12 protein-coding genes are annotated in these 10,691 nt (G+C 73.2%); 6 read left to right on the top strand and 6 right to left on the bottom strand.

What is annotated here, in order from left to right; genetic code table 11:
• Positions 1-143: 143 nt before the first annotated feature.
• The 3 genes from ACWGIU_RS17325 to ACWGIU_RS17335 all read left to right on the top strand — a co-directional run bounded on the left by ACWGIU_RS17325 (position 144) and on the right by ACWGIU_RS17335 (position 3,878).
• The gene (locus tag ACWGIU_RS17325) at positions 144-2,000 is read left to right on the top strand and encodes a diacylglycerol kinase family protein (RefSeq protein ID WP_453706681.1); all 1,857 of its coding nucleotides are present in this window, start codon (positions 144-146) and stop codon (positions 1,998-2,000) included.
• Between the two features lies 1 nt (position 2,001).
• Positions 2,002-2,982 carry a YihY/virulence factor BrkB family protein gene (locus ACWGIU_RS17330; RefSeq protein WP_453706682.1) on the top strand — a complete coding sequence of 327 codons (981 nt, stop codon included), beginning with the start codon at positions 2,002-2,004 and terminating at the stop codon, positions 2,980-2,982.
• Positions 2,983-3,044: 62 nt separating this feature from the next.
• The gene (locus ACWGIU_RS17335) at positions 3,045-3,878 is read left to right on the top strand and encodes a phosphatase PAP2 family protein (RefSeq protein WP_453706684.1); all 834 of its coding nucleotides are present in this window, start codon (positions 3,045-3,047) and stop codon (positions 3,876-3,878) included.
• Positions 3,879-4,039: 161 nt separating this feature from the next.
• Here ACWGIU_RS17335 and ACWGIU_RS17340 read toward each other — a convergent pair whose 3' ends face one another.
• Entirely contained in the window at positions 4,040-4,570 is a 531-nt protein-coding gene (locus ACWGIU_RS17340; protein ID WP_453706686.1) for a GNAT family N-acetyltransferase, read from the bottom strand.
• A gap of 180 nt (positions 4,571-4,750) precedes the next feature.
• Positions 4,751-5,110, bottom strand: coding sequence for a carboxymuconolactone decarboxylase (locus ACWGIU_RS17345; protein WP_453706688.1), 360 nt, complete (start codon positions 5,108-5,110; stop codon positions 4,751-4,753).
• 238 nt (positions 5,111-5,348) lie between these two features.
• Between ACWGIU_RS17345 and ACWGIU_RS17350 the strand changes: the two genes are divergently transcribed.
• Together ACWGIU_RS17350 and ACWGIU_RS17355 are read left to right on the top strand one after the other, a co-directional pair.
• Positions 5,349-6,530, top strand: coding sequence for a UDP-N-acetylglucosamine--N-acetylmuramyl-(pentapeptide) pyrophosphoryl-undecaprenol N-acetylglucosamine transferase (locus ACWGIU_RS17350; RefSeq protein WP_453706690.1), 1,182 nt, complete (start codon positions 5,349-5,351; stop codon positions 6,528-6,530).
• Positions 6,531-6,580: 50 nt separating this feature from the next.
• Positions 6,581-7,420, top strand: a complete 840-nt coding sequence (locus ACWGIU_RS17355) for an alpha/beta fold hydrolase (RefSeq protein WP_453706692.1) — start codon at positions 6,581-6,583, stop codon at positions 7,418-7,420.
• A 125-nt stretch (positions 7,421-7,545) separates the two neighbouring features.
• Here the strand turns inward: ACWGIU_RS17355 and ACWGIU_RS17360 are convergent, their stop codons facing one another.
• The 3 genes from ACWGIU_RS17360 to ACWGIU_RS17370 all read right to left on the bottom strand — a co-directional run bounded on the left by ACWGIU_RS17360 (position 7,546) and on the right by ACWGIU_RS17370 (position 9,417).
• Positions 7,546-7,956 (bottom strand): RidA family protein, encoded by a 411-nt coding sequence (locus tag ACWGIU_RS17360; RefSeq protein WP_453706694.1) that lies wholly within the window; start codon positions 7,954-7,956, stop codon positions 7,546-7,548.
• A gap of 124 nt (positions 7,957-8,080) precedes the next feature.
• Positions 8,081-8,980 carry an NmrA family NAD(P)-binding protein gene (locus ACWGIU_RS17365; protein ID WP_453706696.1) on the bottom strand — a complete coding sequence of 300 codons (900 nt, stop codon included), beginning with the start codon at positions 8,978-8,980 and terminating at the stop codon, positions 8,081-8,083.
• Positions 8,977-9,417, bottom strand: coding sequence for a nuclear transport factor 2 family protein (locus ACWGIU_RS17370; protein WP_453706698.1), 441 nt, complete (start codon positions 9,415-9,417; stop codon positions 8,977-8,979). The genes ACWGIU_RS17365 and ACWGIU_RS17370 overlap by 4 nt, the downstream gene beginning before the upstream one ends.
• A gap of 98 nt (positions 9,418-9,515) precedes the next feature.
• Between ACWGIU_RS17370 and ACWGIU_RS17375 the strand changes: the two genes are divergently transcribed.
• Positions 9,516-10,130, top strand: coding sequence for a TetR/AcrR family transcriptional regulator (locus tag ACWGIU_RS17375; protein WP_453706700.1), 615 nt, complete (start codon positions 9,516-9,518; stop codon positions 10,128-10,130).
• Positions 10,131-10,305: 175 nt separating this feature from the next.
• On the opposite strand, the gene ACWGIU_RS17380 is transcribed toward ACWGIU_RS17375, so the two are convergent.
• Positions 10,306-10,602, bottom strand: a complete 297-nt coding sequence (locus tag ACWGIU_RS17380) for an SHOCT domain-containing protein (RefSeq protein ID WP_453706701.1) — start codon at positions 10,600-10,602, stop codon at positions 10,306-10,308.
• Positions 10,603-10,691: the final 89 nt, after the last annotated feature.

Here is a 10,691-nt window from a genome sequence, read left to right on the forward strand (position 1 = left end):
GGGACGCCCTGCCGCAAATGGTCCCTGCGGTGCTTGTCCGTGCGCCCGGGCGGGCGATCCCCCTCGGTCGCCGACCGGGGCGCGCCCGCGGTCGGGGCGTCGGCGGGACGCATGACCGGGCCGGGCCGGGTAACACGTCGTCCATGAGCAACGCACAGACTGCAGGCGTGAGATCCGGCTGCCTCCTCCTCCTCCTGCTGCCCTTGCAGGCGGCCTCGGTCGCAGGTCTGGGACTGCTGGTGACCGGGCCGCTGGCCGGCCGGTGGCCGCTCACGGTTGAGGACGGCGTCAACCGGGCCCTGGCGGACCGGCGCGACGCCCTCGCCACCGCGCTCTCGGACGGTTTGTCGCTGCTGGCCGGCACCGAGAGCATCGTCACGCTGACGCTCGTCGCCGTGCTGGGCCTGCTGCTGGTCCCCCGGGTGCGCCGATGGCGGGATGCCACGTTCCTGGCCGCGGCCGTGGCCGCTCAGTCCGCCGTTTTCCTGCTCGTCACCCTGGTGGTGGGCCGTGCCCGGCCCGACGTACCGCACCTGGACGCAGCGCCGCCGACCTCCAGCTTCCCCTCCGGGCATGTCGGGGCTGCCACGGCGCTCTTCGGCGGGCTGGCCGTGCTCGCGGCCGGCCGGTTGCGCGGTGCCCGGCGCGGCCTGGTGGTGGGGCTGCTCCTGCTGGTCCCGCCGGCAGTGGCGGTCTCCCGCGTGTACCGGGGCATGCACCATCCCTCGGACGTCGTGGCGGGGCTGCTGAACGGCGGGTGCATCCTGCTGGTGATGACGTACGCGCTGCTCCTGTCGGCCCCCGGTACGAGCACCCCGGCAGGCCTCCCCGCGCCTCGGAGCCGCCCGGACGACGCCCCCGGCGCCGACGCGATACCTGCCGCCGCTCCCGCCACTCCCGCCGCCCTCGAAGCTTCCGCCCCTTCCGACGCCCTCGCCGGGCCGCGCCGGGCCGTGGTGGTCCGCCACCCGCACGGCTGCGGTGACGGCGCGGCCGCCCGGGTGCGGGCCGTGCTGCACCGGCACGGCTACACGGACCAGGTGTGGACCGCGACCGCCGCCGAGGAACCCGCGGGGGCGCTCGCCGCCCGAGTGGCCGAGGCGGACACCGCCTTGGTGGTGGTCTGCGGGGGCGACGGCACGGTACGGGCCTGCGCCGACGTGCTGTCCGGCGGCGCGATCCCGCTGGCGATCGTCCCCTGCGGCACCGGCAACCTCCTCGCCCGCAACCTGGGGCTGCCCTCCGATCCCGGCACGGCCCTGCGGGAGGCCCTGGCCGGGACGGCCGTGGGGCTCGACGTGGGCCGCATCCACGGTGACGGACTCGCGCCGACCCGTTTCACGGTCATGGCCGGGGCCGGGTTCGACGCCGCCATGGTCCGGGACGCCTCCACCCGGCTGAAGAAGCGCCTGGGCTGGGCCGCGTACGTGCTCTCGGCCTTGCGCCACCTCGGCGATCCCCGGATGCGTCTGTCGGTCCGGCTCGACGGGGGCGCTCCAGTGGAACGGCGGGCCCGCATGGTGGTCCTCGGCAACGTCGGCTCCCTGCAGGGCGGGCTGCCCCTCCTGCCGGACGCCCGCCCCGACAGCGGCCGGCTGGAAGTGGTGCTGCTCGATCCGCGTGGTGTCGCGGGATGGCTCGCGGCGGCCGGCCACCTCCTGACCCGTTCGGCGGCTCAGGCGCCCGGGCCGCGTCTCTCCGCCGGGCAGGACCGGCGGGCGGCGCGCGGGGCGTTGGAGTACTTCAGCGCCGAGCGGATCGAGCTGCGCTTCGCCCGGCCCCAGCCGCGCGAGCTCGACGGTGACGCCTTCGCCGCCGGAACCCGGCTGACCGCCGAGGTCGAGCCGGGCGCGTTGCGCGTCTGTCTGCCCGGACGCGGCCGCGGGCCGGCCGGGACAGCCGGCGTGAGCGGGGCGGTCGCCGTGGCCCGGCAGCCCGACGGGGCACAGCTCGCGGCCCGCCCACCCGCGCGGACCGGTCGGCCGGACGGGGTGCACTGACATGGGCACGGCCACACGCGTACCGCAGCGGAGCGAAGTGGAGGCAGCGGAGGCCGAGCTGCGGACAGAGGGCGAGGAGCTCTCCGCCGAGGAGGCGTGGGCCTCGCTGCGCCGCTACGGCGGCTGGAACCTCGTACGGGACTCCTTCGTACGGTTCCGGTACGCCGACGGGTTCAGCCACTCCCGGGCCCTCGCCCTCCAGACGGTCCTCGCGATCCTGCCGCTCGCCATCGCGCTCATCGGCCTGTCCGGCGTGCTGCACACCGAGGACATCGGGCGGATCGCAGAGCTGACGATCCGCCGGCTCGTCAGCGGTCCCAGCCAGGGCGTGGTGGACGACGCCCTGCGGGAGAGCCGCCGCCAGGCCGGGGACGGCGGTGAGGTGGCCCTCTGGCTGGGGCTGCTGTTCTCGATCGCCAATGTCACCACGGGCATGTGCCAGGTCGAGCGCGGCGCGAACCGGATCTACGGCGTGGAGCGCGACCGTCCCTTCCTGCACAAGTACACCCGCGGCCTGGTGATGGCGCTCTCGGCGGGGCTGCCCCTCGGGCTCGCCTTCTCGGTCACCGTGCTCGGCTCCGACCTGAGCCTCGCGATGGCGGAGGTGTACCACCTGGGACCGACCACGCACCGGGCGTGGGACGTGCTGCGCTGGCCGGTGGGCATCCTGCTGGCCGTGGTGGCCACCAGCGCCGTCTTCCGCCGCTCCCCGCGGCGCACCCAGCCGGGCTACACCTGGCTCGCCTTCGGCTCAGCCGTCTACGTGGTGCTGTGGCTCGGCGCGACCTGGGCGCTGAGTCTGTACGTCGGGGCCAACAGCTCCTTCACCACCGTGTACGGGCCGCTCAGCGCCTTCATGGCCTTGATGCTGTGGTCCTACCTCACCTCACTCGCCCTCTTCCTGGGCCTGTCCTTCGCCGCCCAGCTGGAAGCCGTACGCGCGGGCGTGCCCCAGCCGGTCACGGCGGACCCGGGTATCTGAGGCACCGCCCCACGGGCCCGCCGGACCCTGCCCCACCGCACGAGGAAAGGAACCCACCGACCATGACGGAGCGATCCGACCGGCCCCGGGCCCGGCCTCGGCGGCTGCTCGCGCGACTGATGTCCGGGCGGACCGGGCCCGATGCCCGGTTCGGCATGCGGCTGGTGGCGACCTCCGCCGTGACCGCGCTGGCGGCCGTGCCCTTCTCCCTGGCGCTGGTCCTCGTGGAGTCGCGGTGGCCGCCGCTGCGCCGCCTCGACCAGGGGGCCGCCGAGTGGCTGCACCGCACCGCCCTCGACCACCCCGCCTGGGTCCGGGTGCTCGAATTCCTCACGCACGTCGCCTGGGGGCCGCTGACCATGCGGCTGTTGGTGGCCGCGGTGGTGGTGTGGCTGCTGTGGCACCGGGCGCTACGGCTGGCCGCCTGGGCGGCCGTGACCGCCGTCGCGGGGGGTCTGGTGGGCCTGCTGGCGAAGAACGCGGTCGAGCGCGCCCGGCCGCACCTGCCGGACCCGGTGTCCCAGGCGCCCGGCTTCTCCTTCCCCTCCGGGCACGCCATGACGGCCACCACGTCCTGCGCCGTACTGCTGCTGGTCCTGCTCCCGCTGGTGCCGCGCGCGTGGCGCCCGTGGGCCTGGGCGCTCGCGGTGGCCGCGGTGCTCGGCGTCGGCGGCACGCGGGTGGCGCTCGGCGTGCACTGGGTGAGCGACGTGGTCGGGGGCTGGCTCCTCGGCCTCGCCGTGGTCACCGCCACCACCCTGGCCTTCGAGGCGTGGCGCAGCGACATCGGCCGCCCTCGCACCACGCCCGCCCAGGGCCTGGAGCCGGAGCTGGTGACGGCGCACCCGGAACCGCCGGCCGGCGGCGGGGAGGTCGGCCGACGTCGACCCCGATGACTCGGGTGTGGCCGTGCGTACCAGGGCGGTTGGATGCGACGACAATCTTCCGCCAGGCGTACTGCTCTCCGAGCGGCGCGTCGCCCTGCTGCGGGAACTGTCCGAGCTGGGAACTTCCCTGCATAAGGGCAGAGGCAGCCGGCGAAGCACCGGCCCGGACCTCAGGGCCTCAGAAGTCCGCCCACCCACCAGTCGTGCGGCTTGCCATCGTTGGCGATGCCGCGATTGCGCAGTGTCCCTTCGACGGTGAAGCCGAGTTTCTCGGCGACGGCACGCGAGCCGGTGTGCCCGGCCATGGCCCACCACTCGATGCGGTGCACGTCGAGGGTGGCCCAGCCCCAGTCGCACAGGGCCCGAGCGGCCTCCACCGAGTACCCGCGTCCGCGCTGCTCCCTGACCGCCCAGTAACCGAGCTCCCAGACGCCGCGGCTGATGAGGGTCAGGCAGTAGGAGCCGACCAGGGCGCCGGTGTCCTTGCGGAACGCGCCGAGCGTGTAGTCCCTGTCCTCGGCCCACTGAGCGGGCAGCTCATCGCCGACGAGCTCCTCCGCGTCCGCACGCCGGTACGGCACCGGCACCGGGGTGTAGAACTGTATGTCCTCGTCCTGGCAGGCTCCGTACACCGCGTCCACGTCGGCAGAGGTGAAGGCTCGCAGGAGCAGACGGTCGGTCTCAATCGTCACCGGATCCATCGCGGCAGTATGAACACCATCCGCAAGCAACGGCCAGCGAATATCCTCATGGGGCAGCGGACAACACCCCGGCTGTTCCACGGTCGTCGTCACTGCAGCAGGTCCGGTGCTACGGCTTGGTACGCGGCCAGGTTCGGCGCCACCCGGCTGCGGCTGCCGGCCGCGTCCTCGTGACGGGGATCAGGACGCCTTGTGGCGGCTCTCGGCTTCGGCGTTGGCCATGGCTTCGGCTTCGCTTTCGAGCATCGCTATGGCCACGCCGAATGCCTGGGCGATATGGCCGGCGGCCGACATGACGCGCGCGGTGCCGACGACGGGGGCGATCGCGACCAGCACGTCCTGCAGCTGCTCGACGGTGAAGTCGGCCTTGACCGCGGGGCTGATGTGGGCCAAGTAGGAGATGGCCGGGGCGTCCATGGCGACGAGGGCGGCGATGCGGGTGGTGATGAGTGTCTTCTCATCCATGCCGCAGTGCTCGATGGAGTCGATGGTCATCGCGGCGAGCGTGTCGAGAACGGGAGCGTCGGACCTGGTGGCCATGTCGGAACCGCCTTTCGGTGCTGAACTGAGCCGGACGCGCCGGCCCTGACCGCAGGACCAGGGGCGTGTCGGCGGGGTGCCGTCTCAGCGTAGGCGTCCGCCGGAGGCCGCGCCCGTTGGGCTGTCCGGGCGGATTCCCGCCGGCAGGGCGCTGCGCCGGCGAGCCGGTCGAGTGCCCCCTCGCCGGTGCCCCCACCCGATCGGAGGCCGCGGGCGGACCGGAAAGTAGGGTTGCCGGATGGACGCTTCCTCGCACCCCCGTCCCTTCCGCCTCCTCGTGACAGGCGGTGGGACCGGCGGTCACACCTACCCTGCCCTGACAGCGGTCCGCACGTTGCGTGCCCGCCTCGCGGCCGAAGGCGGCACGCTCGACGTGCTGTGGATCGGAACCCCGGACGGTCTGGAGGCGCGCGTCGCCCCGGCGGAGGGCATCGCCTTCCGGACGGTCGCCACGGGGAAGATCCGCAGATCGGCGAATCCCCTGAAAATGCTCTCGGCGGCGAACGTCAAGGACATGGCACGGGTGCCGCTCGGAGTGGCCCAGGCCCGTGCGGTCGTGGCCGATTTCCGGCCGGACGTGGTCCTGGCGACGGGCGGGTACGTGGCCGTCCCGGCCGGGCTGGCCGCCCGGTTGTGCAAGCGCCCGCTGGTTCTCCACGAGCAGACGGTCCGGCTGGGGCTGGCGAACCGGAAGCTGGCCGGCTCGGCGACGCGGATCGCGGTGTCCTCCGAGTCGTCCCTCCCGCTGCTGCCGGCGGAGGTGCGTGACCGGGCTGTGGTCACCGGAAACCCGGTGCGGCCCGAGATCCTGACCGGACACCCCGACAAGGCGGTGCAGGCGCTGAACCTTGCGGGGTTCGACCGGCGCCTTCCCACGGTCTACGTCACCGGCGGGGCGCAGGGCGCCCAGCAGATCAACGGCGTTGTGCGGGAGGTGCTTCCGTGGCTGCTGGGCCACGCGAACGTGATCCACCAATGCGGTCCTGCCAACGTCGACGAGCTCCGGTCGGCTGCCGCGGCTCTCGATCCGGTCCTCGCGGGCCGGTACCACCTGACGGGCTTCGTCGGGCCGGAGCTGCCGGACGTACTGGCGCTCGCGGATGTGGTGGTGTCCCGGTCCGGGGCGGGCACGCTGGCGGAGCTGACCGCGCTGGGCAAGCCCGCGGTGTTCGTACCGCTGGCCACCTCGGCCGGGAACGAGCAGGCGCACAACGCGCGGCACCTGGCGGATGCGGGGGCCGCGGTGGCCCTGCTCGGTGAGGTCACCGGGCGGACCCTCGCGGAGGCCGTCGGTCCGCTGCTGACCGACTACACCGGGCGGACGGCGATGGCGGGGCGGGCCCGCGCGTACGGGCGCCCGGACGCCGCGGACCGGCTCGTGGACGTACTGCTGGCCGCGGCGGCGGGAGCTTCCGACTGACCGATGCCTCCCGTACCCGGGCATCATGGGACGGGCGAGGAGGAGCGGTGATGGCTGAGCGCGTGATCGAGGCGGACGGCATCGAACTGTGCACGGAGTCCTTCGGCGATCCGTCGGATCCCCCCGTCCTGCTCATCATGGGCATGGGGGCTTCGATGCTCTGGTGGGAGGAGGGCTTCTGCCGGATGCTCGCCGCGGGTGGGCGCTTCGTGATCCGATACGACCACCGCGACACCGGCCGGTCGCTCACCTACGAGCCGGGCCGCCCCGGGTACACCGGCGCGGACCTGGTCGCCGACGCCGTCCGCGTGCTCGCCGCTCACGGGATCCCGGCCGCGCACGTCGTGGGGGTCTCGGCCGGAGGGGCACTCGCGCAGCTGCTTGCGCTCGATCACGCCGGACGCGTCCGGTCCCTCGTCCTGATCAGCACGTCCCCCGCCGTGCCCGGTGACGGTGACCTCCCACCGCCGACCGAGGAGTTCGCACGGTTCGCCTCGGCCGTCAGGGTCGACTGGTCGGATGCCGACTCGGTCATCGACTACCAGGTGGCCTACGCGGCCGTGCTCGCGGGAGGGCGGCGCCCGTTCGACGAGGCCGCCACCCGCGGCCTCGTCCGCCGCGATGTCGAGCGCGCGCACGATGTCGGCGCGGCCCGCAACCACGACTCGCTGACGGACGGCAAGGTCCCGCAGGCCCCCCTGTCCTCGATCGCGGTACCCACGCTGGTGATCCACGGGACCGCCGATCCGATGTTCCCGCTCCGACACGGTGAGGCACTGGTGGAACGGATCCCCGGGGCGCGGCTGTTGGCTCTGGAGGACGCCGGGCACGGGCTCGACCGTGCCGACTGGGCGACCGTCGCCGCCGCGATCCTCGACCACACCGCCTGAGCTTATTCTTTGTGGGGTTTGAGTCGGTTTCGGTGATGCTCTCCGGAGCACATGATCAGATGAGGGCCGCCCCAGCGTTCCGCGACTGCCCAGCCGGGCTACCCGGTTCGATACGCCGTTCGATGTCAGTCAGGCAGCGCCACGGTGAGATCCACCTCGACGAGCTGTCCCGGAAAGCCCAGCTGGGCGACGCCCAAGAGCGTGCTGGCGGTGGTGAAGGCCGGGCCCAGGGCAGACCCGGTGAGCCGACGCCATGCGGCTCCGAGCATGTCCCTCTCATCGCTCCGCACGTAGATCACCGACCGCACCACATGGTCAGGCTGGGCACTCACCACCGCCAGGGCAGTCAGCGCGTTCGCGACAACCTGGTCGACCTGCGTCTCGAGGGAACCGGAACCGACGAGGCCACCCTTCCGGTCAAGCGGGCACTGCCCCGCCAGGTAGGCGGTACGGCCTGCCTCCACCACGGTGATGTGGTGGTAGCCGGGTGTCTCATGCAGCTGCTCGGGGTTGATGCGGGTGATCTTCTCAGTCATGTCAGCGAGTCTGACCGGCGTGGTGCCGGCACGCACCGCAATTTCCCCACCGGCGAGCCCTCAGCAGCGACGTGAGGTTGAAGTACGAGCTGAGGGGCTGTCCCGCGACCGCCGGCGACAGCCCTTAGCCCGCGCCCCCCGGGGCGGACCGGGCGGAGAGCTCCCGTACGGCGACCGCCCGGAAGTCGCGAGGCGGACGGCCGGTGAGGCGGTGGACGGTGTCCGTGGTGCGGTCCTCGGCTCCTTCGGCGATGGACCGGTCCATCGCGGCCAGCATCGCGGCGAAGGCCGGGGGGATGACCGTGGCCAGTCGGTCGCGCATGGCCTCGTAGGTCAGCTGGTGATGGACCACCTGTCGGCCGGTGACCTCGGTGAGGAGTGCGGCGATGTCGTCGTGGCTCAGTGCCTCCGGTCCGGTGAGGACGAGGTCGGTGTCTGGCGCCCGGTCGTCGGTGAGGGCGCGGGCCGCGACGGCGGCGATGTCGTCGGCGTCGACGAATCCGACGCGCCCTGTCCCGGCCGCGGTCAGGATGACGCCGTCGGCGCGGATGCTGTCGGCGTGGGCGTGCGTGCCGGTGAAGTTCTGCATGAACCAGGAGGGACGCAGTACCGCCCATTCCTCGAACAGGCCGGGCAGGGCCCGGTGCACCTGTCCGACCGCCGGGCCGCCCTCGGTGATCGCCGAGGAACTCAGCAGTACGGCGCGGCGTACACCGGCGGCGCGGGCCCGGTCGAGGAAGGGCAGCATGACCGCGGCCGGGTCCGGATCGCCGACGGGCGGGACGAGGTAGACGCTGTCGGCCCCGGCGACGGCGTCGCCGAAGCAGGTGGGGTCGTACCAGTCGAAGCGGACGGGCTCGGCGCCCGGGAGAGGTGTGGCCCGGCGGCTGGCGGCCTTGACGCGCCGGCCGGCGGCGGCGAGGTGGGCCGTGGTGCGGCTGCCGGTGGTGCCGGTGGCGCCGATGACGAGGGTGGTGGGGGCGGGGGTGGTGGGGGCGGGGGTGGCACGGGCGGTGGCCGTCATCGGGCGCTGCTCCTGGTGGGGTTCGTGGTGAAGGCCGCCCCGGGTTCCTGGACGGCGAGGGGGTTCCAGTAGTCGCGGTAGGAGGTGAACCGCCCGTCCTGGACGGTCACGACGGCGATGTAGGTCATGTCGAAGGGGTTCCCGGTCGTGACCAGAGTGCCCACTCCGCGCATCTCGACCACGATGGTGCTCGGGTCGGTGGTCTCGTGGATCAGCAGGTCGGGGAAGTCGTGCAGGTCGATGTGGTCGGGGTAGTCACGCATGTAGGCGGCGATGGCCTCCCGACCCTCCAGCCGCCCGGGCCAGCCGGGAGGCGCGAAGGGGAAGTCCATGGCGCCGTGCTCGGCCCACAGGCCGAGCCAGGAGGCGATGTCCTTGGCCAGGAGCAGGCCGAGGCTGTGGCGGTACAGATCCGCGGGTGAGGTGGTCGCGGGCACGACGGTTCTCCGTCCACTACGATACGGACCGACGGTCCGTTTCTCTCCCGCCGAAAGATACGGACCGCCGGTCCGTATCGCAACCGGAGGGAACCCCGATGACCGTCGAACGCAAGCCGCGCAAGGACGCGGTCCGTAACCGGGCAGCCGTCTTCGCCGCCGCCGACACCCTCTTCGCCGGTTGCGTCAGTCCCGAAGAAGTGACCATGGCCGACATCGCGGCAGCGGCCGGCGTCGGCAAGGCAACGCTCTTCCGCGCCTACGGTGACCGCAACGGGCTGATCCGCGCGCTGTACCAGGCGCGGCTCGAACCGATCACGGAGGCGGTCGAGCGGGGCCCGCAGCCGCTGGGCCCGGCCACACCGGCGCCCCGGCGCGTGCCGGCCCTGCTCGACGCCCTCCTGTGCTTCAAGCTCGACAACCGCCACCTCGCCCTGGCGTTGGAGGGAAGCGGCGCGGACAGCCCCTACCGGACCGACCACTACGAGCACTGGCACACGCTGCTCCGGGACCTGCTGCGGCTCATCCCCGGTCCGGGTGACACCGACTTCACCGCCCACGCGCTGCTCGCGGCGACCCGGGCCGATCTGGTCGCGTATCTGGCCGGCGAGAAGGGCGTGCCCCGCGAGGAACTCCGGGCTCAGCTGGCGAGCTTCACCGCCGCGATCCTCGACGCCCGTGCGGGGCGAGGGCCGGCCGCCGCCGCGCAATGAGGGGCCCGCCCAGGCGGCGGCGGTGTCCGTGGTCCTCCGGCCTGACCAGGAGCAGCGGCGGATCGGACACAGCGAGGACTGCGACGTGCTCGTCGAGGTCGAGGCTGCCGCCCGCAGGCTGTCGCCCGGCTGCGTGACACCCCCCGCCTCCGCGGCACGACGGGGTCCAGACGGCTTAGCCCAGCAGTCGGCGCTTCTGCTCGGCGAACTCGGCCTCGGTCAGCACACCCTGTTCCTTGAGGGTGCTGAGCTGCTTCAGCTGCTCGATCTTGGTGGTCATGTCGTCGGCCGGCGGTGCCGCGGCGGGCGGAGCCGGGGGCGGAGGTGCTGCCATCTGCTGCTGGGCCTGCTGCTGCTGGGCTTCCTGCTGCGCCCATCGGCCGCCCTGGCGGCGGGACACGCGGTTGGACACGGCGGTGGCGGTGCCGGCCACGACGGCGGTGCGGGCGACCCCGCGAAGGAGTCCGGGCATGATGCTCATCTCCAGGCTGTGTGGGGTTCACTCTCCGGGGAGCGGGTCCTCCAGGGCGTCCAGCGACGCCAGCAGGGCCTGCACAGGAA

It is taken from the genome of Streptomyces sp. NPDC054840, from assembly GCF_053611065.1.

What these genes read in the sequence shown, in the direction of transcription:
- ACWGIU_RS17325 (WP_453706681.1), top strand. Translation starts at nt 144, where the DNA reads ATGAGCAACGCACAGACTGCAGGCGTGAGATCCGGCTGCCTCCTCCTC.
- ACWGIU_RS17335 (WP_453706684.1), top strand. Translation starts at nt 3,045, where the DNA reads ATGACGGAGCGATCCGACCGGCCCCGGGCCCGGCCTCGGCGGCTGCTC.
- ACWGIU_RS17345 (WP_453706688.1), bottom strand. Translation starts at nt 5,110, where the DNA reads ATGGCCACCAGGTCCGACGCTCCCGTTCTCGACACGCTCGCCGCGATG.
- ACWGIU_RS17330 (WP_453706682.1), top strand. Translation starts at nt 2,002, where the DNA reads ATGGGCACGGCCACACGCGTACCGCAGCGGAGCGAAGTGGAGGCAGCG.
- ACWGIU_RS17365 (WP_453706696.1), bottom strand. Translation starts at nt 8,980, where the DNA reads ATGACGGCCACCGCCCGTGCCACCCCCGCCCCCACCACCCCCGCCCCC.
- ACWGIU_RS17350 (WP_453706690.1), top strand. Translation starts at nt 5,349, where the DNA reads ATGGACGCTTCCTCGCACCCCCGTCCCTTCCGCCTCCTCGTGACAGGC.
- ACWGIU_RS17355 (WP_453706692.1), top strand. Translation starts at nt 6,581, where the DNA reads ATGGCTGAGCGCGTGATCGAGGCGGACGGCATCGAACTGTGCACGGAG.
- ACWGIU_RS17360 (WP_453706694.1), bottom strand. Translation starts at nt 7,956, where the DNA reads ATGACTGAGAAGATCACCCGCATCAACCCCGAGCAGCTGCATGAGACA.
- ACWGIU_RS17380 (WP_453706701.1), bottom strand. Translation starts at nt 10,602, where the DNA reads ATGCCCGGACTCCTTCGCGGGGTCGCCCGCACCGCCGTCGTGGCCGGC.
- ACWGIU_RS17340 (WP_453706686.1), bottom strand. Translation starts at nt 4,570, where the DNA reads ATGGATCCGGTGACGATTGAGACCGACCGTCTGCTCCTGCGAGCCTTC.
- ACWGIU_RS17375 (WP_453706700.1), top strand. Translation starts at nt 9,516, where the DNA reads ATGACCGTCGAACGCAAGCCGCGCAAGGACGCGGTCCGTAACCGGGCA.